Origin of the sequence: Streptosporangium sp. NPDC023825 (assembly GCF_040639575.1) — a bacterium.
GTDB lineage: Bacteria > Actinomycetota > Actinomycetes > Streptosporangiales > Streptosporangiaceae > Streptosporangium.
On the sequence record NZ_JBFAAE010000090.1, the window covers coordinates 1 to 25,664 of the forward strand.

Genomic DNA, 25,664 nt, shown 5'->3' on the forward strand with positions numbered 1-25,664 from the left:
CGCTGGAACAACTCCCACAACTCATCGGGCACCAGCCATTGAAGGAACGCATCCACGATCGATCCAACGATCAACCGCCAAATGAGTCACGGTCTAAGTCCCCGCGGGCCTGCTGGCCCGGTGCCACCCTCTACCTGATCGTGGACAACTACTCGCCGCACAAGCATTCCCAGGTCAAAGCCTGGGCCGCCGCCAAAGACGTGGAGCTGGTGTTCTTGCCGACCTACGCCCCCTGGCTGAACTGGTAGGAAGAGTAGCCCCAGGGCCTGTGGAACTCGGCGCCCCCTACAGCGTGATGCGATGGCCCGCCCCAACCGCGCAAGGGACGTTACAGGTGAACCGCGATACCGATTACCGAGAGCAGACCATTGACGAATCGAGGTTAGCTCGCGCTTTTTCTTGCTCTTGTGCCGAGTGAGTAGCAATGACAGGGAGGCTATCGGTGTCAGCGGTCAGCCTGACATACAGCACGAAGACATACACAGCTAACACAAATGAAGAGCCCTTGACCAGCGTGAATGCCGGTCAAGGGCTCTCTGTACATGTCGGTCGTGAGCAGTTATATATCTGGCGGGGAATACAGGTGTTCCTTCAGTGTCTGATGAGCACCGCCAATCCTACTGCTGAGCGCATCAGACCTGGAATCCTGAAGTCCGTAGCTAGTTGATCACTGTCTTCACCCAGTCGTCGCACCAGTTGCTCTTGATGCAGAAGGCCGTAATGACACCGATGGTGGCGTCTGCAGTTGGCGCGCCCTTACGCGTGTAGTCAACAACGACCTGGACGTTCATCGTGTCGTGGATCTTGCAGTTTTGGAAGAACCAGAAGCCCTCACACGAGTTCAGATGAAAGACCGCAAGGTAGTCCCACCGCATTGGGTTCCTGAATTGCTGAGTCTTGCCCTGCTGGCCAGGAATGGGGTTCTTGGTTGCGGAGACGACCGCCCGCTGGTTCAGGTTGTGCTTGAGACGAATCTTTGTATCGCCGAACCCATCATCGCGGTTGATGTCGTAGAAGCCCTTGCGGTAGTAAACCTTCTTTCCGTCCCTTTCGCTCCAGGTGGCCAGGACCGTGTCTCGATCGTCAGCGGTCGCACTCATGCCGGGAGACGACTGTGAAGGCGCTTTTGCAACGTCCGTGGGTTCACCGGGCTGAGGTCGCCAGTACGGCGGATCCGCGTTGGGGTCCTCAGGGAAGGGCCACTCCTCGCCTTCGGGCCAGCCCGGCTTCGGGAAGCCCGTCTCGGAGAGACTGCCTGTTCTGGCGAGTTCGTCCAAATCCTCCTTGCCGAAACCTGTACGGCCGTAAAGACTTTGGTACGTGAAGTCCTGCCCCGCCATCTCTTCGGGGTTCAAGCTGTCGCCAACAACTGCCGCGCTCAGGGAAGACGGTATAGCATTCCCGTCGAACTCGATGGTCAGCTTGGGCGCGGTTTCGGCGGTGGAGTATTCAGCGGATGCGAGGAGACGCCAGTTGTCATTGCTATTGCTTTCGTTGGCTCCTCGAAGTTCAACGCCATGGTAGGGCGCTCCACCGAGCCATGCCCTTACCATCTCGGCGACAGGCCACTCCAGTACCCCTTCGCCACACCCAGCAGAGTATCCTCGGGTGACGGTCGTCGCCCCTTCCGCCGAGGTCGCTGGTTTGTTAGCCCACGTGAGATTGGTGGGATCCCAACCGCTGGTGACTCGTCGTGCCTGAATGCCGGCCCCGACGACGGCTCCGCAGTTGGGACCGTCGATGTTGAGGGCAGACAGCTTGGCATTGAGGATTGGTACATCGCCATGTGTGAAGATCTCATCATCAAAGCGGATGTAGGTTCGGTACAGCGTGCCGAAGAGGCTTCCCGCGGTGAGGAAGGGCCAGGTTGGGTCGGCGGGCAATCCATCGTTGGCCACGTCGGCGTCGACAACGTTACCTGTGATGACTGCGGCGGCGACGGTAAGCGGGCCGCTGGCGCTGGTGGGCAGATTCTTGTCGGGGGTAATGACCATGTGCTGGGTATGGCCCGAGCCTTCGAGTTCGACGCGCGCGGCGGCCGTCGGTTGCTTGGGCTGTATGGCGGCGGCGGAGGCGACAGCAACATGTTCGCCATCGGTGCCGGTGACCTGGAGGCGCCCGTGAGCGTCCTTGCGCAGCGCCAGGCCCTTGACCTGTACGGGAAGTGTGATAGTGGCCAACTTGGCGGGACGGCTGCGATAGATGATGTCGTAGCGGAAGCCTTCGGGCAGGGCTGAGACGACGAGATCGGCCCCGGGAGCGACGGCGTCGGCGTATGTAGCGAGGGTCCCCTTGACGGTCGGTTTCGGCAGCGGTTTGGGCCAAGAGAGACTTAGGCTGCGCTGAGCGTCGAGACTGAGAGTAACGAGGGGCTTCTCAGCTCCGCCTGCGGAGAATACAACGCGGTGTTTGGCGACCTTCGGTTGAAGGGCGCCGTCCTTCTCGATGAGGGTGGTATCAATCCAAGCCCAGGTAGCGTCCTGTTTGACGCGTACAGGCCGGGACCAGATTTCCATCGTGACGCGACCATCCGACTGGCGAGTGATGCGCCTTGTCTCTGAGGCTCCGGCTGGGATCTCTTTCGCCTGCTCGGCTTGCTGAGGGGAGGTCATTGGCGTCTCTCCTACGGCGGCGGACGCTGCCCCGGCCATTGTGGCAGAGGTTGCCAGTACACCGCTGAGGAGGACACCTAACAGACGATGACTGCGGCAATACGGGAACTCCCGCACATAATCACCTTTTTTTCTTATTTTTGAGGCAATGACGACCTTACGCTACATATAGCTGAACTCTCCAGCAAGAGGCTTATTGGCGACGACTCTGACACAGACCGTGACATGCAGTGTTAGCAGATGTGTACGCAAAGTGATATGTGGGAGTAGCGGGGAATGAAAGATGGCACTAATTCCACTAGTCGGCTCGGATCTGCCTCGGTCGGGTGCAGTTGGTGGCGCCCGGCGGTGTCGGCGAAAGAGGAAGGCGCCGCCCGAAGTCTCAGGCGGAGCCTTAATTGTGCTATGGTTTTCTGCTTGGAAAACCGCTAGAGCCGCCCAGGCGCAGATAGGATCGGGCTATCATCACCTGATCCAGCGGCGGTTTAATCGTTGGTGTATCCGTGTTGGCTGGAGTCCTGCGGCTCGGCGATCGTCGTCTTGGTCGATGCGTGACCAATGCCGGCACGGCGAATAACCATCCCGACGAAGCCAAAGTTCGGTGTAGACGATCCTGTCGGCAACAACGCCTTCCAGGGAGACATTGGAAGGGCTCTGCAGGTTGAGATCCTGAGTAACATCTGATCCAAGATTCTTTCCATGTGAGCGGAGCGTGGCATGCGTATCGGTGACACCGTTCAGGTACGTCGAGCCTGTGGCCTGGTCTTTACCGTGCAGGGAATCCAGCGGTTCAATGCCGAGACAGGACTGTGCTTCGCCCGTATCGGACTCATCGGCGAGCGCGCATCGCTGACCGTGCAGCATCCCGACCATCCACCGGTGCACCTCAAGGTGGACTACGACATCTCCCGGCAGGCTCTGCGCGCGCTTTTGGCCGCGCAGAGCCTGCCCCTCGACCCTGAACCGGCCGATTATGACGCCACCATGAGAACTCCTCACCCCCACAATTCTGGTGAGCTCCGGCACGGATACGCTCTCTACGAAATCTGCGACACCAGCGCGTGGGACTCCTACCACAAGGGCCGATCGTGGCAGGGCGAACTCACCGACATCCTCTATGCACCCACCAGCACTGATCTACTCGTGCGCCTTGACGGTGTTCCCTGGCGGGTGAGGGTGAAGCTCTCCAGTGAGTCGGGGGATCTGATCGGCATCGCCTACAGCGTGGTCGACAACATCAGTACATTGATGGAGGCCCCTTCTCCAGACCAGCGGGAGCAGGTGCGTCACGGCGAGGCGCTGATTACCCTGCATAGGGGTTCTACGAGTTAACCTCGGATATTCACCCGAGCAGCGTCGCGAAGATCATGCGAAATGATAAAGATGCACCTGCCTGTGATGATCTGAGTATCCAGTACTAGTTGTTCTGGCCGCCCTGGGCATCCTGCGCGCGCTGGGCGTCCTGGCCGTCCTGGCGGGTGATCGAGCCGTTGCCCGGGCGGGTGACGACCTTCCCGGTGAGCCCGCGCAGGACGACGTCGCCGTTGCGGCTGTGGACGGTGACGTCGATGCCGGCCGGGACGACGAAGGCGTAGTCGGTACGGTCCCGCGGGGTGTCGCGGATCGTCGTGCAGACGGCCCCCTCGTCGCACAGGAGGCCGACGGCGAGGGACCCGCCTCCCGACGACTCGCCGCGCGGGGCGTCCCCGTGATGGCGTCGCGTCACGCGGACGTCGGTGACGTCGGCGCCGACGATCTCCACGTTCCCGTGGTCGGTGTCCACGGAAAGGCTGCGGATCCCGGGATAGACGGTCTGCTCGGGCGCGTTCGCGGCGTTCCCCACGGAGAACGCCACCACCAGCACCAGCGCGAGCGCGATCGGGGCCGCGGCGAAGACCCACGCCCACGAGCCGAAACCGCGCACCGCACCCACCACCCCCTGCTCGAAGCCGTGGAGCGTCTCGTAGTCGTTCCGCTCGAAGGTCGTGGAGCGTGTCGTGCGCATGCTGGGTCGTCCTTTCAACCGGGCACGGGAGGCGGGTGCTCGAGGTGGTGAGAGGTTTGTACGGCACCGGGCATGCACGGTCCTTTCAGGGTGATTACACGTCACGATGCGCGGGCGCCCGGGACGAGACCGGGACAGCCTGCCGGGGCGAAGGCGGGGAGACCCTGCCGACATGAGGACCGGGGAACACCGTCCACACCGCACTCGCACTCGCACTCGCACTCGCACTCGCACTCGCACTCGCACTCGCACTCGCACTCGCCGGAGATCGTCACCTCGAAGTGAAAGATCGTGACCTCAAAGTGAATCTGACCGCACCCGGCCGATCGAATGACCGTCCATGGGGCACAGTCATCAGATGAGCAGCGGACGGCCCGGGCGTGGGGCGGTGCGGGAGCCGCCTTCGCCGGTGAGACCGCGAGCACGCGTGGCGAGCGTGCTCGGCGCGGCGCTGCTGGCCGCGATGGTCGTCGCGCAGGTCGCCTCGGGACTGCAGCCCCGGCCGATCGTGCTGACCAGCGTGGTCGTCCTGCTCCTGGCGGCGAGCGCGCTCGCCTTCGCCCGCGCGACCCACTCCCCCGCCAGGGTCTTCGCGGCGTTCGCGGCCGTGGTCGCGGCCGGGTACGCCGCCGAGTGGGTCGGCATCAGGACGGGCCTGCCGTTCGGCGGCTACCACTACACCGGCGTGCTGTGGCCCGCGCCCGGCGGGGTGCCGGTGATCGTGGCGCTGGCGTGGGGCGGCATGGGGCTGGCGGCCCACGCGGTGGCCGCCGCCGTCGCACCGGGGTCCCGGGCGGCGCGGATCGTCACGGGGGCGCTGGCCCTCACCGCCTGGGACCTGTTCCTGGACCCGCAGATGATCCGGCTGGGTCTGTGGGTCTGGCACGACCCCGGCCCCTACCGGGACGTTCCCCTCAGCAACTTCGCGGGCTGGCTCGTCGTCTCCCTGCTGGTGATGACCCTGCTGGAACGCGTGCTGGCCGAGCCCGCCGCGTGGAGCGCCGGGCTGGTGTCGATCTACACGGTGATGGCGGTCATGGAGACCGTCGGCTTCGCGGCGGTCTTCGTCCCGCCGGACCCGCTGGTGGCCACGGCCGGAGGTCTCTCGATGGGACTGTTCACCCTGCTCGCCTGGCGGCGCGGGCGCCGGAGACGGCCGCTTCCCGGGGCGGGCCCGGCGTGACGGCGACGGCCGCACCCATCGGAAGGAAACACGCATGCCCGAGGTAACGGTGATAGGCGGCGGCGTCGGGGGCATGGTCTCCGCCCTGCTGCTGGCCAGGCAGGGGCACCGGGTGCGCCTGTACGAGCGGCTCCCCCGGCTGGGCGGCAAGCTCGCCGAGCACACCAGGGACGGCTTCACCTTCTCCGTCGGCCCCTCCCTGCTGACCCTGCCCGCCGTCTTCACCGACCTGGGGCTGGAGCTCGACCTGGTGGAACTCGACGAGCTGTGCCGCTACCGCTTCGCGGACGGCTCGACGCTGGCGGCGTACCGCGACCCGGCGCGGATGGCCGCCGAGGTCGACCGGCTCGCGCCCGGCGAGGGCCGCGCCTGGCTCGCCTTCCACGACTGGGCGCGGGGCTGTTTCGACGCGTCGCGCCGCACCTTCTTCACCGGCCCGCTCACCCGGCCGCCCGCCGAGGCCCGGCTGTCGGACCTGCTGGCGGTGGCGCCGGGCCGCACCCTCGACGGGCTGGCCCGCCGCTTCTTCACCGACCCGCGCCTGCGTCAGTACGTCGGCCGCTACGCCACCTACGCGGGCTCCAGTCCGTACCGCGCCCCGGCCGCGCTGGGGTGCGTCCCGGCGATCGAGCACGGCGAGGGCGGCTGGTACGTCCCCGGAGGGTTGCCCCGCATCGCCGACGCCCTGGCCATGATGCTGGAGAAGGCGGGGGTGGAGGTCGTCCTGGGCGCGGAGGTGACCCGGGTGCTCGCCGACACCGAGCGGGTCGACGGGGTGCGGCTCGCCTCGGGGGAACGTGTGCGTGCCGACGTCGTGGTCGCCAACACCGACGCGGCGGCGCTGTACGGGCGGCTGCTGCCCGACCGGCGGCGGCTGCGGCGCATCGCCGGGCTCGGCACCTCCTCCTCGGCGTTCCTGCTGCTGGCCGGGGTGGAGGGCAGGACCGAGGGACTGGGCCACCATTCGATCGTCTTCTCCGGCGACTACGAGCGGGAGTTCGGCGACATCTTCCGGCGGCGCAGGCCGCCGGAGGACCCGACCGTCTACATCGGCTGCTCGGTCGTGGACGACCCGTCGCAGGCCCCGCCGGGCACGGAGAACTGGGTCATGCTGGTCAACGTCCCCTCCCGCGACCCCGGCCGGTGGCCGATGTCCCCCGAGGCGTACCGCGACCTGGTGCTCGACCGCCTGGCCTCCAGAGGGTACGACCTGTCGGGGCGGCTGCGCTTCGTGGACCTGTTCACCCCCGCCGACCTGCGCGACCGGTACGGCGCGTGGGGCGGCTCGATCTACGGCGGCGCCTACTCGAGCAGGTTCGCGCCCTTCCGCCGCCCCGGCAACCGGGGTCCCCGGCGCGGCCTGTACCTGGTGGGCGGTTCCGCGCATCCCGGCGGCGGGCTGCCGCTGGTCGCGATGGGCGGCCGCATCGTCGCCTCGCTCGTAGGGGAGGACTTCCCCGCCGGTTCCCCCCGCGCGGCCGGCGGCCGGGGCCGCGGGACCGGAGCCGTCCCGGCCGGAGAGGCGTGACGATGAGACTCCTGACCGCGCTGCAGGCCGCCGCCGCGCTGGCAGTGGCGGTGCGGCTGGCCCGGGGGCGGCGTCGCCGGCCCGCGCTGGCCCCCGTACGGACGGCGTCGCCGCGCGTCTCCGTGGTGATCCCCGCCCGCGACGAGGAGGCCCGCCTCGGCCCGTGCCTGTCGGCGGTGCTCGCCGATCCGGACGTCGCGGAGGTCATCGTCGTCGACGACGAGTCGCGCGACGGCACGGCACGGCTGGCGGCCGGGCTCGGCGCGAAGGTCGTCGCGGGGGCGCCGCTCCCCGGCGGCTGGGTGGGCAAGCAGTGGGCGCTGCGGCAGGGCGTCGAGGCCGCGGGGGGCGACGTCGTGGTGACCCTGGACGCGGACGCCCGGCCCGCGCCGGGGCTGTTCGGCGCGCTCGCGGCGGCCCTGGGGGAATACGACCTGGTGAGCGCGGGACCCCGGTTCGTGTGCGACGGGGCGGTCGAGCAGGCGCTGCACGCCTCGTTCCTGGCGACGCTGGTCTACCGCTTCGGCCCGATCGGGCCGGCCACTCCCCCGGCCCCGCACCGGGCGATGGCCAACGGCCAGTGCACGGCCTTCCGCCGCACGGCGATGCTGGACGCCCGCGGGTTCGCGCGGGTACGCGGGAACATGGCCGACGACGTGGCGCTGGCCAGGGCCCTGGCGGCGGACGGCTGGGCGGTGGGGTTCCTGGACGCCGGGGGCCTGCTGGAGGTCGACATGCACGACTCGGCCGCCGGGGTGTGGCGGGAGTGGGGGCGGTCGCTGTCGCTGCGCGACGCCACCGCGCCGGGCTGGCAGGCCGCCGACCTGGCCGTGGTCTGGCTCGCCGCCGCGCTGCCCGTGCTGCGGCTGCTGGCCGGCCGTCCCACCCGGCTCGACCTGGGCCTGCTGGCCGTGCGGCTGTTGCTGGCCGGCGCGCTGCGCGGCAGCTACACGCGGCCGGGGCCGGGCGTGCTGCTCTCCCCGCTGCTGGACCCGCTGGCGGCCCTGCGGCTGACGCAGGCCACCCTCCGCCCGGTGCGCAACTGGCGGGGCCGCGTCTACCCCGCCGCCACGATGGCCTCCCGCCCCGATCCCGGCCCTGGCCCTGGCCCTGGCGTGACGGGCGCGTGGCCAGGCCGGGGCACGACAGGCACCCGCTCCGGCGAGGCCGCGACGGACGACCGGCCCGGATCCGGCACCCGGCCGGGACCGGACGCGGTACCGGTCACGACGGGCGGCCGGTCCGCGCCGCCTGACCGAAGCGCAATCCGATGAGGCACATGAGCAGGCCGGTCCCGGCCACGTACACGACCGGTGCGAAGAGCAGCTGGAACAGCGGGATGCCGAAGACACCGACGCGCGCCCCGATCGCGAAGGACCGCGTCACCACGGCGACCACGACCAGGGCGGCCACCCCGAGCAGGAAACCCGGCGGGCAGATGACGGCGAAGCCGCCGACGAAGGCGAGGATCGAGCGGCCGCCCGCGAACCCGGCGAAGACCGGCCAGGCGTGCCCGGCCATGGCGGCGGCCACCGCCAGATACACCGGCAGCACGCTGTCGCCGCTCACCCCGCCGGGCCAGGTGAGGTGCGTGCCACCGGCCCACAGGCCGAGCAGTCCCGCGAGCGTGCCCTTGAGCGTGTCACCCGCGAAGACCGGCACGGCGGCCCGCCAGCCGAGCCGCTGCCTGACGTTCCAGAAGCCGGGGTTGCGGTCGCCGACCTCGCGGGGGTCGAACCCGTGCGCGCGGGCGACCAGCACGGCGACCGGCACGGATCCGAGAAGGTAGCCGCCGATGACCGAGACGAGCAGAGGAACCATCGCTTCCTTCCATCTCACGAAATATGCGGATATGGGGGCTATGCGTTACATGGCGTACGACCGGCCGGTGCTGGGCCGGACGCCGGGGCTGACGTTCTGGCGGCTGCTCGGCTCCGGCCGCGGGGCCTCGATGAGCGTGGGCGCGGATCTGCGCCGCTGGGCCCTGCTGGCGGTGTGGCGCGACGAGCGGGACCTGGACCGTTTCCTGAGCGACTCCCCGGTGGCGGCGCGCTGGCGGAGCGAGGCCCGGGAGTCCTGGCAGGTGCGGCTGGCTCCCCTCGCCTCGCGTGGCCGCTGGAACGGGGTGCACCCGTTCGGCCCTCTCCCCACGAGCCCGCCCGGTCCCCTCCCCGCGAGCCTGCCCGGCCCTCTCCCCACGAGCCCGGCCGGCCCTCTCCCCGAGGGCGCGCGGGGACCCGGTCCCGGCGATCCCGGCGGCCCCGTCGCCGTGCTGACCCGCGCCTCGATCCGGCCCTCCCGCCTGGTGGCGTTCTACCGCTCGGTCCCCGGGGTGGACCGCCTCCTGGCGGAGCAGGACGGCTGCCTGGCCTCGGTCGGCGTCGGCGAGTGGCCGCTGGCCAGGCAGGGCACGTTCTCGCTGTGGCGCGACGCCGCCGCAGTGCGGGACTTCGCGCACCGGGGGCGGGAGCACCGGCGGGTGATCGGCAGGACGCGCGCGGAGGGCTGGTACTCCGAGGAGTTGTTCGCCCGGTTCTCCCCGTACGCCAGCGAGGGCACCTGGGACGGCGCCGACCCGCTGGCCTGACCCGGCCCGCTCCACCCGGCAGCCCGCCCGGCATCGCGACCCCGCCCGGTGGACGCGTTCCACGGCGAGGTACGAGCACCGCGAGCGGGAACACGGGACCGTCCGGCCGCCCGGCCGTGCTCAACGGGCGGATTCCGCGGCGAGGTGGTCCCCGAAGCGGGTGACGACCCCGCCCTCGGCGAGGTCGTGCGCCACCGCGCAGGCGCGTGCGATCGTCGCCGCCCGCGAGGAGCCGTGCGCGACCACGACGGTGCCGCTCAGCCCGAGCAGCGCCGCCCCGCCGTGGGTCTCGGGGTCGTAGCGGCGGGCCACCTCCCGCAGGTCCTCGGCCCCGGCGACCCCGGAACGCGCCACCAGCGTCAGCGCGGCCCGTACGGAGCCCTCGACGTTCTTGAGCACCACGTTGCCGGTGAAACCGTCGGTGACGATCACGTCGACGGTGCCCGCGAGCACGTCGTGGCCCTCCACGTTGCCGTGGAAGCGGAACGGCAGGCCGGGAAGCAGCTCACCGGCCCTGCGCGTCAGCCGGTTGCCCTTGCCCGGTTCCGAGCCGATCGACAGCAGGCCCACCGACGGGTCGGCGACACCGAGCACGAGCTGGGCGTAGGAGACGCCGAGCAGCGCGAACTGGGCGATCATCTCCGGGGTGGGGTCGGAGGTCGCTCCCGCGTCGATCAGCACGGTGGCGCTGCCGGTGACCGAGGGCAGCGCGATGGCCAGGGCGGGCCGCAGGACATCCGTGGCGCGGCCGATGCCGCGGATGGCGCACGAGACGACCGCGCCGGTGGACCCGGCCGACACGAACGCCGACGCCGCTCCGCGCCGTACGAGATCGCAGCCGACCGTCAGGCTGGTCGTGGCGGAGGAGACCGCGCCCGCGCCCCGCTCGGCCATCGGGACGACGTCCTCGGCGTGCACCACGCCGACCTCGGAGACGGCGCCGTGGCGGTCGAGCTCGGCGCGGATGTCCGCCGCCCTGCCCACCAGCAGCACGGGGATCCCCAGCTCGCGCCGGGCCGCCACCGCCCCGGCGACCGTCTCGACCGGTCCGTGGTCTCCGCCCATCGCGTCGACGACCACAGGTTCCGACATCACGCCCTCCTGACGACGGTGTTGGGCGTCTCCGCGACGGAGGACGGCCTCGTGAGGGACACACCCGTGGCGGACCGTCCGACGGCGGACGACCCGGCGACGGACGACCCGGCGACGGACGACCCGGCGACGGTTCCACCCGGCCGGTTCACGGGATCTCGGCGATCAGGCGGCGCTCGGCGCGGTCGGCCGCGGACGCCGCGAGCAGGTGCCGCGCGAAGATCGCCAGTCTTCGCCTCCGGGGCACGACGGCCCTCGCGCCGAGGACGTCGTGGCCGGCGGCCTCGATCCGGTCGAGGATGCCGCCGTACAGCTGGAAGGCCGCGCGGATGCACGGCCGGGAGGAGGGGGTCAGCATGTCGAACCCCTCCTCGGCCCGCGCGTAGTGGTCCCTGGCCCGCCGGGTCTGGAAGGCCAGCAGCTCGCGCAGGGCCGGGGTGGTGACGCCGCGCCCCAGGTCGGCCACCGTCACCCCGAACCTGTCCAGGTCCTCCAGCGGAAGGTAGACCCGGCCGCGTTCCAGGTCCTCGGCGACGTCGCGCAGGAAGTTGGTCAGCTGGAAGGCCAGCCCCAGCTGGCGGGCCGGTTCGCGGGCCTTGTCCTCCATGCCGGGCAGCGGTTCGAGGACGGGCAGCATCATGGTGCCGATCACCGCGGCCGAACCCTCCATGTAGACGAGCAGGTCGTCGTAGGTCGCGTAGCGGGTGACGGTCAGGTCGGCCCGCATCGAGTACAGGAACGCGTCGATGTCGCCGTGGTCGACGCCGAAGGAGCGCACGGTCTGCGCGAACGCGGGGAGCACCGGGTCGTCGGTGCTCCCGCCCGCCAGGATGACGGCCAGCCGGGCGGACAGGCCGTCGAGCGCCCGCGCCCTGTCGCCGGTCATCGTGAAGGAGTCCACGATCTCGTCGGCGTAGCGCGCGAAGCCGTACAGGGCGTGCACGTGCGGGCGCTTCCAGGCGGGCAGCAGCAGAGTCGCCAGGTAGTAGGAGCGGCCGTGGCGGGCGTTGAGCCTGCGGCACAGTTCGTAACTCGCGGTGAGGGTCATCGGGGGGTCTCCAGTACGCGTTCCGCGGCGAGCCGGCCGGAGATCAGCACCGGGGGCACCCCCACTCCCGGCGCGGTGTACATTCCGGCGAAGTGCAGCCCCGGGACGCGCCTGGCCGCGCCCGCGGGCCGGAACCAGGCCGTCTGGGTGAAGCGGTGGTCCAGGGCGAACGGGGTGCCCGCCGAGTGGCCGAGCCGCGCCCAGGCGGGCGGGTCGAGGGTGAGCCTCGGCGCGGAGGACAGGTCGCCGTAACCGAGGTCGGCCAGCCTGCCGAGCAGGCGGTCCTCCAGCCGCGGGGTGAGCCGGTCCCAGTCGGCGCCGCCGCGCAGGTTGGCCGTGGGCTCCAGCACGGTGAGGGTGGCGTGGCCACGCGGCGCGGCGCCGGTGTCGGACTCGGGGTAGGTGACCAGCAGGTTCGGGTCGGGCTGCGGCCTCCCGGCCCGCAGCGCGGCGAAGGTGGCGTCCCACTCCCTGCCGAAGTGCAGGGTGTGGTGCGCCTGCCCGGCCAGGCGCCGGTCGAGGCCGAAGTGCAGGACCAGGCAGGAGGGCGAGTAGCGGGGGCGGCGGAGCCGCCAGTCGCCCGCGCCCTTGGGCAGCAGCCCGGTGTGGGCGCGGGACAGGTCGCAGGCGACCACGACGTTCCCGGCGGCCAGGCGTTCCCCGGTGTCGAGCCTGACCCCGCAGACGCCGGAGGACCCGGCCTCCACCTTGACGGCGCGCACGCCGTACCGGACGCGGGCACCCGCCTTCTCGGCCAGCGCGGCCAGGGCGCGCGGGATGGCGTGCATCCCGCCCTCGCGCGGGAAGAAGACGCCCCCGACGGTGTCCATGTGGGCGATGACCGCGTAGATGCCGAGCGCCTGCCGGGGCGGCAGGCCCACGTACAGGGCCTGGAAGGTGTGCGCCTTGACCAGCCGGTGGTCGGTGAGGTGGCTCTTGACGAGGGAGTCCAGGCTGCGGAAGCCGCCCAGCGCCGCGATGCGGGCCAGGACGCGCGGCCGGGCGAGGTCGCGCAGCCGCGTCATGTCGCGGTCGATGAAGGCGGGCCACTCCGCGTCGAACAGCTCGCCGAGCCTGGCGCGGAAACGCCGGTACCTCTCGGCCTCCGCGGCACCGCTCAGCGCGCGCACCTGTTCGGCCATGGCGTCCTCGCCGGCCACCACGTCCAGGTGGGAGCCGTCGTGGTAGCGCAGCCGGTAGTACGGGTCCAGCCGCCGCAGCGGGAGCATGCTCTCCATGTCCTGTCCGGCGGCGGCGAAGACGTCGGCCAGGACCTCCGGCATGGTCAGCACCGAGGGGCCGGTGTCGAAGCGGTAGTCGCCGAGGGTGGCCGTGCCGCAGCAGCCGCCCGGCACGTCGTTCGCCTCCACGATCGTGACGTCCCGCCCGGCGGCGGCCAGCCGGACCGCGGCGGCCAGCCCGCCGAGACCGGCACCGATCACCACGACCGGGCTCACGCGCTCCTCCTCGTCGCCGGGTCTCCGCTACCGGCCGGCGAGGTCGCCTCCCGCCCGGCAGGGGGGTCGGTCCGCTCACCGGGCCGATCGGTCTCACACGTGACGGCGGCCATGGGCATCACTCCTTAACGTCCATGAAGGACTTCGCAAGCGAGACCGCGTTCGGATGCGTCTGGCCGGCGGCAGGCGTACGGCCATGACCCGATGGCGACCGATGGCGTCTGACGACCCATCCCCGGACCGGGCTGCGGGTAAATCAACCCATCGCGCAAGAAGGCGTAAAAACGACGAGGCCCGGCGTCCGCCGCGGGGCGGACGCCGGGCACCGGGTTCAGGTCAGCGGACCGCCCTGAGGGCGTCGACGATCCCGTAGCCGTAGAAGCCGTTGCGCAGGACGCCTCGCTCGCAGGTGTGCGTCGAGGTCGCCGTGGTGCCGTCCGGCAGGTGCCTGGTGTAGGTGTAGGCGGGCGGGGTGGGACAGGCCGTCTTGGTGGCGGTGCCCTTGAGGACCGTCTCCACGACGGCCGGGTGGAGCTTCTTGCCGCCGTGCGCCCGGTCGCGCTGGCCGTACTTGCTCACGATCAGCGCGGCGACCCCGGCGGCGCGCGGGGAGGCCATCGAGGTGCCCTGGAGGTACACGTAGTAGGCGCAGACGTCGCCCTTACAGCTGCGGACCACGTTGGTGACGTTGGGCGTGCCGTCGGGGTTGAGCTGGCCGCGCGCCTCGGCCAGGGACCGGGGATAGGCCGCCAGCGTCGCCCTGGTGACGTCGCGGTGGTTGTCGGCGGTGTCGTAGACGTCGCCGCCGGGTGAGGAGACGTCGACGTAGCCGTTGCCGTAGTCGGAGTAGTACGACTTGCGCTTGCTGATGCCGGTCGAGGAGACCGAGATCACGTGCTTGCCCTCGCTCGGCATGGAGACGCAGCTCGGGGGGATCGTGCGCGAGTAGGGCAACTCGCCGGGGACGCTGGCGAAGTCGGGGCTGGAGGCGTCGACGATCGTCTTGGTGTAGTCGGAGGCGCCGTTGCCCGCCGCGGACACCAGGGTCACTCCCCTGTCGTGCGCGTAGGTGAGCGCCCGCTGCATGGCCTTGATGATCGTGGCCTGTTCCTGCCGGTCGGCCGGGGAGTCCGCCGGGTTGTCGACGCAGTTGAACAGCCAGGGGTCGACGTAGTAACTCATGTTGACCACGTCGATGCCGACGTCACCGGCGTGGGTCAGCGCGTCGATGCTGGGCTGCAGGAAGAAGTATCCGGAGTCCTGGCCGGCCCGCAGGTTCACGATCGAGACCTTGGGCGCCACGCCCGAGGTGCCGAGCCCGTTGAGGGGCGAGGCGATCGACGACGCCACGTGCGTGCCGTGCTCGTTCTCGTCGACGTCCGCCGGGTCGTTGCAGGAGCGGTCGGGCTCGGCCTCGCACGGGCCGTCGATCTCGGCGCCGTTGGCGTCGGCGGGGATGTCGACGGTGAAGTTGCGGCTCAGCTCGCGGTTGAAGTTCGGCGCGATGTCGGGGTGGGAGCCGTCGACACCGGTGTCGATGACACCGACCAGCACGCCCGGGTCGCCCTGCTCGTGCCGGTAGGAGCCGTCCACGGTCGCGTGGATCTGCTTCATGTCCCACTGGAGTTCCGACAGCGGCTCCGCGGCGGGTGCGGGCCTGCCGAAGGTGGAGGCGGCGGGCGCGCCGTCGCCGGCCTTCTCCACCGCCCTCGACTGCACGGCGAGGCCGGCCGCTCCCCGCCTGGCGGTGGGGACGCTGCCGATGGACCGGTTGTGGGCGATGTCGTCGATCGAGGCGGCGTCGCGCACCGCCTCGGCGAAGCGGGCGTTCGTCGTGGTGACGGTGGCGACGCCGACCGCGGCGTTCTCCTTGAGGATGCTTCCGCCCGCCGCCCGGATGGCCTGCTGGGCGTCCGCGGAACGCGCGCCTTCCGTGTAGAGGACGACGTACTCGGCTTCCACCCCCGGTTCGGCGATCACCTGCCGGGCCTGCGCCGGGGGCACCAGCGCGGCTGCCGTAAGGGCTGCGACAGCCGCGGTGATGATGACGCGTTTCACATATACCTCCGTATATCCGAAGAGCTCCCCGCAAATGTGATTTCACACGCACCAACAATCCAGTCGTGCCCACATTTGCCGCCAAGGTGTAATAAAACCAGCAGGCGCCGGGCCATCCCACCACTCCTGCGACCTGTACACATCGGCGGATCGTGTCATCGGGGAACCGTTACATGGAAATTCTCGCGCCAAAACCGGTGACAGCGCGGAGCTTCGCATGGTCAAGCCTGCTTTTAAGCGGGCGAGCAGGAGGGTAAAAAAGGCTATAGGGGACAAAGGAGGCGGAACGGAGCTCAGCCGGGCGGGCCGATCCGTTCCCGCCGCTCCGGCAGCGAGGTCACGTACGAGATGAGCGCGCGGAGCGGGCCGGGAAGGTCGCCCTCGCGGGCGCGCGTCGTGAGCACGCGGCCGCCGTCCTCGACGGTCAGCTCGTAGTCGAAGCGGTCGGGCCCGGCCGTCCCGCCCTCCGGGGGCCCCGGCCGCTCCGGCGGGCCGGACAGCCCGGCCCGCTCCACCCTGGCGCGCAGCTCGGTGGCGGCCTGCGGCGCCAGCGACGCGGAGTCGACCGTGATGACCGTGACGAGACCGGCGATGCCGCCACCCCGGACGATCGAGACCTTCATGGAAGTGATCCTAGACCGGCCCGCGCGACCCGGGCGTCGGCCGACCGCCAGCAGTTCACCCCTCTGTAGATATGACCAGTTAACGTGTGGTTCAGATGCTTTTGCGAGGGTCCATGCGTAGCCGGAGCAAGATCTCTCCGGCGGGAATGGAAAGGCACGACATGGGCCACGGGCACGATCACCCTCACGATCACACTCATGCTCACCCGCATGACCACTCGCACGGTGCCGAGCACGCCCTCGACCAGGGTGACATGGCTCCGGTCGTGGACTTCTCGGTTCCCGACGCCGAGCTCTCCCCCGGGCAGCTGTCGCGGCGCCAGATGTTCCGGCGCGCGGGGCTGCTGGGCGCCGGCCTGAGCGCGGCCGGCGTTCTCGGCACGCAGGGCCAGGCCGCGGCCGCCACCCCCGCGCGGGTCACGCGCGGACCCGAGCCGCGCGACGGCTACCTCTGGCTCGCGGGCGACCACCACATCCACACCCAGTACAGCTCCGACGGGATCTACAAGGTCAGCGACCAGGTCCAGCACGGAAACGCGTACGGGCTGGACTGGATGGTCATCACCGACCACGGAGGCACCACCCACGCCAAGATCGGTGTGGACAAGGTCAACCCCGACATCGTCGCCGCGCGGCAGGCGGTCAAGGACGCCCTGGTCTTCCAGGGGCTGGAGTGGAACATCCCGGGCGCCGAGCACGGCACCGTGTTCGTGGCCCCCGGCCGCAACGAGGTGGCCACCCTCAAGGAGTTCGAGAACTCCTTCGACGGCGGGGTGAAGAACGCCGGGGCCTCCACCCCGCAGAACGAGGCCCTCGCCATCGCCGGGCTGAACTTCCTGGCGGACGCCGTCAGGCGGCGCCGCGTCGAGGCCGCGCTGTTCTTCGCCAACCACCCCTCGCGCAAGGGGCTCGACTCCCCGCACGAGATCCGGGCCTGGCGCGACACCCAGCCGGGCATCGCCGTCGGCATGGAGGGCGCGCCCGGCCACCAGGCGGCGGGCATCCCCAAGCCGCACGGGCCGGGCGGCGGGCGCGGCTTCTACGACAGCAACCCGGGCGCTGACTCGTTCCCCGCGTACCCCGCCGAGAGCTACAAGACCTTCGGCGGCTTCGACTGGATGACCTCGACCGTCGGAGGGCTGTGGGACAGCCTGCTCGCCGAGGGCAAGAACTGGTGGATCACCGCCAACTCCGACTCGCACTCGGTCTACGCCGACACGAGCGACCGCGGGCCGGGCAGCGACTTCAACGCCAACGGCAAGTACGACGACCCCGTCTACCGGGGCTCTCAGAACCTGGCGGCCGGCGACTTCTGGCCGGGCTTCTACAGCCGGACCCACGTCGGGGCCAGGGACTTCTCCTACACCGCGGTCATGGACGGTCTCCGAGAGGGCCGCGTGTGGGTGGACCACGGCGGTCTGATCAGCGCCCTGGTCGTGCGCGCCCGGCAGGCCGGCAGGGGGCAGCGCGGGGTCTCGCTCGGCGACACCCTGCATGTCCGCAAGGGCGCCAAGGTCGAGCTCGTCATCGAGATCACGCTGGCGAACCAGCCGAACTGGGCGCAGTACGTCCCGACCCTGGCCCGCGTGGACGTCATCCAGGGCGACGTCACCGGCCCCGCGGCCGACAGGGACGTCTTCACGACCTCGGCCACCAAGGTCGTGAAGTCCTTCGAGGTCGGCAGGAACACCGGGACGGTGACGTTCACCTACCAGCTCGGCGCCGTCGACCGGCCGGTCTACGTGCGGCTGCGCGGCACCGACGGCAACCGCAGCGCGCCCGGGCTGCTCGGCGCGGCGATCGACCCGGCCGGGCCCCAGATCGACGTCTTCGGCGACGGCGACCCCTGGAAGGACCTGTGGTTCTACAGCAACCCGATCTGGGTCGTGCCGCGCGGATGATCCTCGGCCTCGACGGAGGCTCGCGGACGGTCGCGGAGGCCGAGCACCTTCTTCATGACGTGGAGAAGGCACTCGGCCTCCCGGCCGGGACCGTGGGCTGCACGCACTTCGTCCGCACCGCAGGCGGCCCGCCGCACGTCGCCTGCTCCCTCGCCGTCCGGGAGACCGTCGACCTGGCCACGCTCCCCGCCGGGGTGGGCGCCACGTTCGGCGACAGCCGTACCGGCCCGGAGGATCTGGCGGAGGGGGCCGCGCTCGCCGCGGCCGAGCACGCCGCCGGATCCGGTGGGCGCCTGGTCGTGTTCCCCGGCCGGGCCGAGCTCACCGGCACGCTCAGCGTGGCCGAGGTGCTTGCCCGCTCGGCGATCGACCGCGTCGTCGTGCTGGCACAGGCGGAGGAGCCGGCGCCGGACACGCTCATCACGACCAACGACCACGTACGGCCGCAGTTGCGCGGCGGGCACGTGGTCCTGCTGACCATGCCGGCCTCGGGCGGGCGCCTCATGCCGGCCGAGGTGCCGAACCCGACGCCCTGCTGCGCCGACCACGACTGACATCCATAGGAGCATCGGGGCGCGCCCGGACCCGTCCGCGGCTCCCCGCCACGGGGGATCCTCCCTAGAGGACCCCGACCTGCTGCCACGCCGCCCGCACCTTCCTCTGCTCGTCCCCGTCCGCGCCGAACAACTCCCCGGCCACCTCCACGGTCGCCTCCGCGGCCTCCTGGAAGTCGGAGCGCGGCCGGAGACGCTCGGTGAGCGTGACGTACCAGACGCGTCCGGCGCGCTCCCAGGCGTTGCCGCCGATGGCGGTGGCGGCGAGGTAGAAGGCGTGGTTGGGGATGCCCGAGTTGATGTGGACGCCTCCGTGGTCGTTGGAGGGGTTGCCGTCGTCGGGCAGGTCCACGTAGTCGCGCATGTGCCCCGGCTGGCGGTCGCGCCCCCCGGAGGGGGTCGACCAGGCGGTTCCCGGCGCCTTCATCGACCGCAGGGCCGTCCCCCGCAGGGCGCTGCCCAGGATGCCGTCGCCGATGAGCCAGTCGGCCTGCTCGGCGGTCTGCCCGCGGCCGTACTGCTTGGCGAGCGACCCGAGGACGTCGGAGAACGACTCGTTGAGGGCGCCTGACTGCTTGCTGTAGACCAGGTTCGCGGTGAACTGGGTGACGCCGTGGGTCAGCTCGTGCGCCACGATGTCGACGGCCCTGGTGAGGGAACCCTTGGCGAAGATCTGCCCGCTGCCGTCACCGTAGATCATCTGAAAGCCGATCCAGGCGGCGTTGTCGTAGTCGGTCCCGTAGTGGACCGAGGAGACGATCTCCAGCCCCCGCCCGTCGATGCTGTCCCGCTCGAAGACCTTCCGGTAGAAGTCGTAGGTGACGCCCGCCCCGTCGTAGGCGTCGTCGACCGCCGCGTCACCGGACGGCCCGTCGCCCTCCCCGCGCCTCTTGCGGCCGGGCAGGTCGAAGTCTCCGCCGTTCTCGACGTCGTAGACGGTACGCACCATGCCGGGGGCGGGCGCCACGTCGGTGACGGTGAGGCTGAGCTGGCGCAGCACGCCGGCGAACGACGCGCGCTGTGCCCGGGCGGTCTCCGAGGTGGCCAGGGTCCTGAGCGCGGCCTCCCGCTCCTCGGGGGTTCCCTGGCCGGCGACCGCCTCAAGCAGGTCGGGGGGTGCGATGCAGCACTGGGGCATGCTGTCGAATGTCGTCATACGTCAAGAATCGCCGCCGTCTTCGCGGGCCGCATGAGTATCGCCGTACTCGGTGCCTTCGCGGCGGGGTGGGGTGTGCCGCCGGGAGCGGTCGTGAGAGGGTTCTTTTGCTCGGCGATCACGGGTTCGTGACCGCGCCCGGGAAGCGGGCGAGACGGAGGCGGCGGTGCTTGGGAACGTGGAAACGCACGAGGGGACGGCGGGGGCCCTCACGCCGCCGGCGCGCGGCCCGCGGCCCGCTCCGGCCACCGGTTCCGCGGGGACGGACCGCGCATGACGTCACTGCTGGCCATCAGCGACCTGCACATCGGCTACCAGGAGAACCGGAGCATCGTCGAGAGGCTGCGGCCCACTTCCGCCTCCGACTGGCTGCTGGTCGCCGGGGACGTCTCCGAGAAGGTCTCCGACGTCGAGTGGGCCCTGGGACTGCTCGCCGGACGGTTCGAGAAGGTGGTGTGGGCGCCCGGCAACCACGAGCTGTGGACCCATCCCGGCGACCCCGTCCAGCTGCGTGGCGAGGAGCGCTACCGGCACCTGGTCGAGGTGTGCCGGAACCTGGGGGTGGCGACGCCGGAGGACCCCTACCCGACCTGGACCGGCCCCGGCGGCCCGGTCACCGTCGCCCCGCTGTTCGTGCTGTACGACTACACCTTCCGCATGCCCGGCGTCGCGACGAAGGAGGAGGCGCTCGCCATCGCGTACGACAAGGGTGTGGTCTGCACCGACGAGATGCTGCTCCACCCCGACCCGTACCCGACCCGGGACGCCTGGTGCGACGCCAGGATCGCCGAGACCGAACGGCGCCTGGAGGCCAGGCCGCCCGGGGTTCCGACGGTGCTGGTCAACCACTATCCTCTGGTGCGCGAGCCCACCCTGGTCCTGTACCACCCGGAGTTCGCGATCTGGTGCGGCACCGAGCGCACCGCCGACTGGCACCTGCGCTTCGACGCCGCCACGGTCGTCTACGGCCACCTGCACATCCCCCGGACCACCTGGCACGACGGGGTCCGCTTCGAGGAGGTCTCCTTGGGTTATCCCCGCGAGTGGCGTCCCAGGGCCACCGCGCCCGGCCGGCCGCGGCGCATCCTGCCCGCCCCGGGGCCCGGCGCATGATCGAGAAGATCCTGCCGTCGTGGGTGGCGAGCTCGGAGTGCTTCGAGGACCCGCCGGACGTCGTGCTGTTCCCCGAGGAGGAGGCGGCCGTCGCCCGCGCGGTGGAGAAGCGGCGCCGCGAGTTCGGCACCGCGCGCCACTGCGCCCGCCGGGCCATGGCCGATCTGGGGCTGCCCCCGGTGCCGATCCTGCCCGGCGAGCGCGGCGCCCCGGGGTGGCCGCAGGGGGTGGTGGGCGCCATCACCCACTGCGCCGGATACCGCGCGGCGGCCGTCTCCCTCGAGGCGCTGACCGTCGGCATCGACGCGGAGCCCCACGAGCCGCTCCCCGACGGCGTCCTGCCCGCGGTCTCGCTGCCCGAGGAGCGGGCCGCCATCGCGGAGCTCGACGACGGGGTGCACTGGGGCCGGCTGCTGTTCAGCGCCAAGGAGAGCGTCTACAAGGCGTGGTTCCCGCTGGCCAGGCGCTGGCTCGGCTTCGAGGAGGCCCATCTCACCTTCTCCTCCTCCGGCACGTTCACCGCCCGCCTCCTCGTCCCGGGCCCCCGGGTGGAGGGCCGGGAGCTGACCGGCTTCACGGGCCGCTGGCTGGTGTCCGACGGCCTGGTCGTGACCGCCATCGCCGTACCCGGGAAATCCGTGTCCTGACCGTGCCCGCGGGCACGGACCGCGAAGGCGGCCTCGCGGGGACGTCCTAGGCTGGGCTCATGCCCCACGATCCGACGGTCCTGCCCGCCGGCCTGCCGGTGCCCGTCGACGACGGTGCCTGCGCCCACCTGCCGGGCGCCGCGGTGGCCGCGCGACCACCGGTGAGGTCGCGGCGGGAGGTCAGGACTCCAGATAGCGCAGCACGGCGAGCACCCGGCGGTGGTCGCTCTGCGACGGCGGCAGGCCGAGCTTGGTGAAGATGTGCGTGACGTGCTTCTCCACCGACCCGTACGACAGGAACAGGGCCTCGGCGATCGCGCCGTTGGACCGTCCGTCGGCCATCATGACGAGCACCTCGCGCTCCCGGGGGGTGAGGGTGCCGAGAGTGTCGGCGCGCCTGCCGGTCGCCATCATCCGGGTGACGACCTCCGGGTCCAGCACGGTCTCGCCCGCGGCGATCCGGGAGAGCGCGGCCAGGAAGTCGCCGACGTCGGCGACCCGCTCCTTCAGCAGGTAGCCCACCCCCCGCGAGTCCTCGGCGAGGAGCAGGGTCGCCGAGCGCGTCTCCACGTACTGGGAGAAGACCAGCACCCCGATGCCGGGGTGGTCGCGGCGGATGTCGATCGCGGCGCGCAGTCCCTCGTCGGTGTGGGTCGGCGGCATGCGCACGTCCACCACGGCGACGTCCGGCCGGTGCTCGGCCACCGCGGCGCGCAGCGCGACCCCGTCGCCCACGGCCGCGGGGACCTCGTGCCCCCGCGTGGTGAGCAGCAGGGTGAGCCCGGCTCTGAGCACCGCGGAGTCCTCGGCGACGACGACGCGCATGCGACCTCCGTTCAGGTGGGGAGCGGCACCTCCACGGTGACCACCGTAGGCCCTCCGGGAGGACTGTCGACCTCCAGCCGCCCGTCCACGACGCCCACCCGGGCCGCCAGCCCCGGCAGTCCCGTCCCCGCGCCCATCGAGGCGCCGCCCGTCCCGTCGTCGCCGACGTGCAGCCGCAGCAGGCCGCCCTGTCCCCTCACCTCGACGATCGCCCGCCGCGCGCCGCTGTGCTTGACCACGTTGGCGAGCAGCTCGGCGGTGCAGAAGTAGACGATCGTCTCCACCGCGGCGGGGGGACGGCGGGGCAGGTCGACGCGGAGGTCGACGGGCATCGTGAAGCGGGTGGCGAGCATGGCGAGCGCGGCCTCCAGTCCCTGGTCCAGGGCGGGCGGGTAGATGCCGTGGATCAGCAGGCGCAGGTCGGCGATGATCTCCTTGGCGTCGCGGTGGGCGGCGTCCACCAGGTCGCGCGCCTGCCGGAGCCGGTCCTCCCCCGGGGAGGCGGCGAGCTCCTCCTTCGCCATGCCCAGGCTCATCGCCAGCGCCACGAGGCGGGCCTGCGGTCCGTCGTGCAGGTCGCGCTCGATCCGGCGCAGGGTCGCCGTCGCGTCCTCGGCCATGCGGGCCCTCGTCTCCTCCAGGTGGCCGATCCTGGCCGAGACCCTGGTCGGGCCGAGCAGGGTGCGCGCGAGGAACCGCTCGGGAAGCAGCGCGGCCCGCAGCGCCAGCGGGGCCGGCGCGAGCAACACCAGACCGGCCACGCCCAGCAGCAGGACACCCGGCCATGTGTCGGCGTGCGGGCCCCAGACACCGGCGGACCCCTGCGACCAGCGGACGGGGTGGGAGAGCAGCCACAGGCCGCCACCCCAGAATCCGGCGGCGGCTCCGAGGGCGAGCAGCGCGGTCAGGGGCTTGACCAGCAGGTAGACCGCCGCCCGCCACCCCACGCCGTCGCCGAGCGCCGACACGAACCAGCCGATCGGCCCGGAACCCGGCCTGAAGGGGGCGGGGGCGGGCGTCCTGACGTCCAGCAGCAGGCGGGCCAGGCCGAGGTGGACCGCCCCCATATACCGGGCTCCGCGGACCGTGACGGCCAGCAGCGGGAGGCCGACGATCGCCGTCGACCACAACGCGGCCAGCAGCATGGCGAGGAGGAGGACCAGGCCGGCGGCGGCGAGCGGCGGCCCGGCCAGCGCGTAGCCCAGCTCGCGCCAGACCCGCCGCGGCCGCGGTCCCGGTTCCGGCATCGCTTCCGGTTCCGGTTCCGGCGTCGGTGGAGCCGGAACCACTGCCGGGGACGCCGGGGGTGGAGGCGAGGACGACGCGGCCGGGGGTGGAGGGCCGGAGGGAGGACAGCTCATTCCTCCAGCGTGCCGCACCTCATTCCCGGTCGGCATCCGGCGGGCCCGTGGGGGATATCCCGAGGTTTCCCGGAGGACGTCCCCGTGGCCTCCGCGGGACGGGCCCGCGATGGTTGAGGGGAGCCGGTGTTCCGAAGCCGGCGGGCGACGACCGTGCGGCGCACCAGCCGCCGTCCAGACGAAGGAGCCACGGATGTACGGGAAGATCGGACCGTTGTTCACGGGACTGGTGGCGGCCTCGGCGCTGCTCGTCCCGGCGGGAGCGCCCTCACCCGCGCCGTCACCCACGACAGGACCGGCACCGGCGTCCTCACCCGCGACGGGACCGGCGCCCGCGTCCTCACCCGCGGTGGAGCCGGCGCGGGCTCCGGCACCCGCGTCACCGGGAGCGGCCTCACGGCTGGACTGGAAGGAGTGCGCGGGCGAGAACCTCCCGGAGGGGATCCGGTGCGCCACCGTCACGGTGCCGGTGGACTGGAGGAAGCCGCGCGGGCGGAAGCTCACCCTGGATCTGGCGCGGCTTCCCGCCACCGACCCGGCGAACCGCATCGGGAGCGTGCTGCAGGTGCCGGGAGGACCCGGGGCCGAGGGCGTGCGGGACCTGAAGGATTCGGCGCCCGGCCTCACCGAGCTGCGCCGCCGCTTCGACCTCGTCGGCTACAACCCGCGCAACACCGGGCTCAGGGAGAGGCTACCGGCGGTGTGCTGGGGAATGGGGACGCAGCTGCTGGAACCCCGCGACCGCGAGGAGTACCGGGCGCAGGTGGCGAGGGTGGAGGCGGCGGCGCGCGAGTGCCGGGACGCCGATTCCAGCGGCCTGTTCGACAACCTCGACTCCCTGTCGGTGGCACGGGACATGGAGGCGGTCCGCGAGGCCCTGGGCGAGCGGCGGCTGAGCTTCATGGCCAACTCCTACGGAGGGGTGCCCGCCGCCGCGTACGCGCGCCTGTTCCCCGGGCGCATCAGGGCGATGTACCTCGACGGGGCGGCCGACCAGGTCAACGGGTGGGCCAGGCTGCACCTGGACCACGCCGCCGTCGGCGAGCGGATGTTCGGGCGGTTCCTCGCCTGGTGCGCGGCCGACAGCGCCTGCGCGCTGCACGGGGAGGACGTCAGCGCGGTCTGGCGCGCCCTCGTCGAGAAGCTGGACCGCTCCCCGATCCCGATCTCGTCCCCGGAGCTCGGCGAGGGGAAGCTGACCGGGGGGCACCTGAGGCTGATGAGCTTCCAGGCGAACCCGGGCCCGGACAACGCCTGGTGGAAGGCCCTCGCCGCGTCGGTGGACAGGCTCAGGAAGGGTGACGCCTCCGGTTTCGCGGAGGCCGTCAACGTCAACTCGCGGATCTGGGCGGTACCGGCCCTGCGGGCGATGACCTGCCCCGACGACCGCGGCTTCACCGGGTACGAGCAGTTCCGCGACGTCTCCCGCCGGGCGCGGGAGGCCTTCCCCCACCTGGGCGCCGCGCCGTTCGACATGCTGGGATGCGCCGGCTGGCCGCGGCCCGTCGCCAACCCGTCCCGCCCGCTGCCGGTCCGCGGCCTGCCGCCGTTCCTGGGAGCCGGGTCCTGGACCGACCACACCATGACCGCGAGCCTGGCCGGGACGGTGCCCGGTTCGGTCACCGTCCTGTACGACGGCCCCGGGCACGTCCTGTACATGCCGGGCAACAACGGGCCCGCCAGCCGCTGCGTGATCGGCCACGCCACCCGCTACCTCGTCGACCTGACGCTCCCCGCCCCCGGCACCGTCTGCCGCCCCGGCGAGTGACGCCTTCCCTCCCCCTCCCCCGGACATGAGCGCGTCCCCCCGGACATGAGCGCGCCGGGCCCCCCACAACCCCGGGGGGGGCGGGGGCGGGTGTGGCGGGGGGGGGGGGGGGGGCGCCGGCGGGGCGGGGCCCCCCCCCCCCCCCC

Annotated in this window: 22 protein-coding genes; 11 read left to right on the forward strand and 11 right to left on the reverse strand. The window is 71.5% G+C overall.

Annotated features, from left to right (window positions below):
- On the forward strand, window positions 1-248 hold a 248-nt coding region (locus tag AB0G15_RS40460; RefSeq protein ID WP_362850731.1), incomplete at its 5' end, for a transposase.
- Between the two features lie 411 nt (window positions 249-659).
- On the opposite strand, the gene AB0G15_RS40465 is transcribed toward AB0G15_RS40460, so the two are convergent.
- A complete protein-coding gene (locus AB0G15_RS40465) occupies window positions 660-2,612 on the reverse strand; it encodes a DNRLRE domain-containing protein (RefSeq protein ID WP_362850733.1) in 1,953 nt (650 codons plus the stop codon).
- A gap of 717 nt (window positions 2,613-3,329) precedes the next feature.
- On the opposite strand from AB0G15_RS40465, the gene AB0G15_RS40470 reads away from it, so the two are divergent.
- Complete coding sequence (locus AB0G15_RS40470; RefSeq protein ID WP_362850735.1) at window positions 3,330-3,944, forward strand: hypothetical protein; 615 nt, start codon at window positions 3,330-3,332, stop codon at window positions 3,942-3,944.
- Between the two features lie 85 nt (window positions 3,945-4,029).
- Here the strand turns inward: AB0G15_RS40470 and AB0G15_RS40475 are convergent, their stop codons facing one another.
- Window positions 4,030-4,617 (reverse strand): hypothetical protein, encoded by a 588-nt coding sequence (locus tag AB0G15_RS40475; RefSeq protein WP_362850737.1) that lies wholly within the window; start codon window positions 4,615-4,617, stop codon window positions 4,030-4,032.
- Between the two features lie 409 nt (window positions 4,618-5,026).
- On the opposite strand from AB0G15_RS40475, the gene AB0G15_RS40480 reads away from it, so the two are divergent.
- The 3 genes from AB0G15_RS40480 to AB0G15_RS40490 are packed head-to-tail and all read left to right on the forward strand — an operon-like array spanning window position 5,027 to window position 8,602.
- Window positions 5,027-5,800, forward strand: coding sequence for a carotenoid biosynthesis protein (locus AB0G15_RS40480; protein ID WP_362850738.1), 774 nt, complete (start codon window positions 5,027-5,029; stop codon window positions 5,798-5,800).
- 34 nt (window positions 5,801-5,834) lie between these two features.
- Window positions 5,835-7,328 (forward strand): phytoene desaturase family protein, encoded by a 1,494-nt coding sequence (gene crtI, locus AB0G15_RS40485; RefSeq protein WP_362850740.1) that lies wholly within the window; start codon window positions 5,835-5,837, stop codon window positions 7,326-7,328.
- Between the two features lie 2 nt (window positions 7,329-7,330).
- Window positions 7,331-8,602 (forward strand): glycosyltransferase family 2 protein, encoded by a 1,272-nt coding sequence (locus AB0G15_RS40490; protein WP_362850742.1) that lies wholly within the window; start codon window positions 7,331-7,333, stop codon window positions 8,600-8,602.
- On the opposite strand, the gene AB0G15_RS40495 is transcribed toward AB0G15_RS40490, so the two are convergent.
- Window positions 8,553-9,149, reverse strand: a complete 597-nt coding sequence (locus AB0G15_RS40495; RefSeq protein WP_362850744.1) for a glycerol-3-phosphate acyltransferase — start codon at window positions 9,147-9,149, stop codon at window positions 8,553-8,555. The two genes, AB0G15_RS40490 and AB0G15_RS40495, sit on opposite strands and share 50 nt — an antisense overlap.
- Before the next feature lie 31 nt (window positions 9,150-9,180).
- Here AB0G15_RS40495 and AB0G15_RS40500 point away from each other — a divergent pair, with 31 nt between their 5' ends.
- On the forward strand, window positions 9,181-9,915 hold the full coding sequence (locus AB0G15_RS40500) for a spheroidene monooxygenase (RefSeq protein WP_362850746.1): 735 nt from the start codon (window positions 9,181-9,183) through the stop codon (window positions 9,913-9,915).
- 120 nt (window positions 9,916-10,035) lie between these two features.
- Here AB0G15_RS40500 and plsX read toward each other — a convergent pair whose 3' ends face one another.
- From plsX to AB0G15_RS40525, 5 genes are all read right to left on the reverse strand, one after another.
- Window positions 10,036-11,007, reverse strand: coding sequence for a phosphate acyltransferase PlsX (plsX, locus tag AB0G15_RS40505; protein WP_362850748.1), 972 nt, complete (start codon window positions 11,005-11,007; stop codon window positions 10,036-10,038).
- Between the two features lie 148 nt (window positions 11,008-11,155).
- The gene (locus tag AB0G15_RS40510) at window positions 11,156-12,055 is read right to left on the reverse strand and encodes a phytoene/squalene synthase family protein (protein WP_362850750.1); all 900 of its coding nucleotides are present in this window, start codon (window positions 12,053-12,055) and stop codon (window positions 11,156-11,158) included.
- Window positions 12,052-13,512, reverse strand: coding sequence for a phytoene desaturase family protein (crtI, locus tag AB0G15_RS40515; RefSeq protein WP_362850752.1), 1,461 nt, complete (start codon window positions 13,510-13,512; stop codon window positions 12,052-12,054). The genes AB0G15_RS40510 and crtI (AB0G15_RS40515) overlap by 4 nt, the downstream gene beginning before the upstream one ends.
- 336 nt (window positions 13,513-13,848) lie before the next feature.
- Window positions 13,849-15,570, reverse strand: coding sequence for a S8 family serine peptidase (locus AB0G15_RS40520; protein WP_362850754.1), 1,722 nt, complete (start codon window positions 15,568-15,570; stop codon window positions 13,849-13,851).
- A 293-nt stretch (window positions 15,571-15,863) separates the two neighbouring features.
- A complete protein-coding gene (locus tag AB0G15_RS40525; protein ID WP_362850756.1) occupies window positions 15,864-16,193 on the reverse strand; it encodes a protealysin inhibitor emfourin in 330 nt (109 codons plus the stop codon).
- Between the two features lie 254 nt (window positions 16,194-16,447).
- Here AB0G15_RS40525 and AB0G15_RS40530 point away from each other — a divergent pair, with 254 nt between their 5' ends.
- The gene (locus AB0G15_RS40530) at window positions 16,448-18,094 is read left to right on the forward strand and encodes a PHP domain-containing protein (protein ID WP_362850758.1); all 1,647 of its coding nucleotides are present in this window, start codon (window positions 16,448-16,450) and stop codon (window positions 18,092-18,094) included.
- Window positions 18,052-18,648 (forward strand): hypothetical protein, encoded by a 597-nt coding sequence (locus AB0G15_RS40535; protein WP_362850760.1) that lies wholly within the window; start codon window positions 18,052-18,054, stop codon window positions 18,646-18,648. The genes AB0G15_RS40530 and AB0G15_RS40535 overlap by 43 nt, the downstream gene beginning before the upstream one ends.
- A 64-nt stretch (window positions 18,649-18,712) precedes the next feature.
- Here the strand turns inward: AB0G15_RS40535 and AB0G15_RS40540 are convergent, their stop codons facing one another.
- Window positions 18,713-19,804 (reverse strand): M4 family metallopeptidase, encoded by a 1,092-nt coding sequence (locus AB0G15_RS40540; protein WP_362850762.1) that lies wholly within the window; start codon window positions 19,802-19,804, stop codon window positions 18,713-18,715.
- A gap of 273 nt (window positions 19,805-20,077) precedes the next feature.
- On the opposite strand from AB0G15_RS40540, the gene AB0G15_RS40545 reads away from it, so the two are divergent.
- Window positions 20,078-20,917, forward strand: coding sequence for a metallophosphoesterase (locus tag AB0G15_RS40545; RefSeq protein WP_362850764.1), 840 nt, complete (start codon window positions 20,078-20,080; stop codon window positions 20,915-20,917).
- Window positions 20,914-21,564: a 4'-phosphopantetheinyl transferase superfamily protein gene (locus AB0G15_RS40550; RefSeq protein ID WP_362850766.1), complete on the forward strand. Its 651-nt coding sequence runs from the start codon at window positions 20,914-20,916 to the stop codon at window positions 21,562-21,564. Before AB0G15_RS40545 ends, AB0G15_RS40550 begins: the two co-directional genes overlap by 4 nt.
- 180 nt (window positions 21,565-21,744) lie before the next feature.
- Here AB0G15_RS40550 and AB0G15_RS40555 read toward each other — a convergent pair whose 3' ends face one another.
- Together AB0G15_RS40555 and AB0G15_RS40560 are read right to left on the reverse strand one after the other, a co-directional pair.
- Window positions 21,745-22,389, reverse strand: coding sequence for a response regulator transcription factor (locus AB0G15_RS40555; RefSeq protein WP_362850768.1), 645 nt, complete (start codon window positions 22,387-22,389; stop codon window positions 21,745-21,747).
- Between the two features lie 11 nt (window positions 22,390-22,400).
- Window positions 22,401-23,636 carry a sensor domain-containing protein gene (locus AB0G15_RS40560; RefSeq protein ID WP_362850770.1) on the reverse strand — a complete coding sequence of 412 codons (1,236 nt, stop codon included), beginning with the start codon at window positions 23,634-23,636 and terminating at the stop codon, window positions 22,401-22,403.
- A 307-nt stretch (window positions 23,637-23,943) separates the two neighbouring features.
- Here AB0G15_RS40560 and AB0G15_RS40565 point away from each other — a divergent pair, with 307 nt between their 5' ends.
- Window positions 23,944-25,518, forward strand: a complete 1,575-nt coding sequence (locus AB0G15_RS40565; protein ID WP_362850771.1) for an alpha/beta fold hydrolase — start codon at window positions 23,944-23,946, stop codon at window positions 25,516-25,518.
- Window positions 25,519-25,664: the final 146 nt, after the last annotated feature.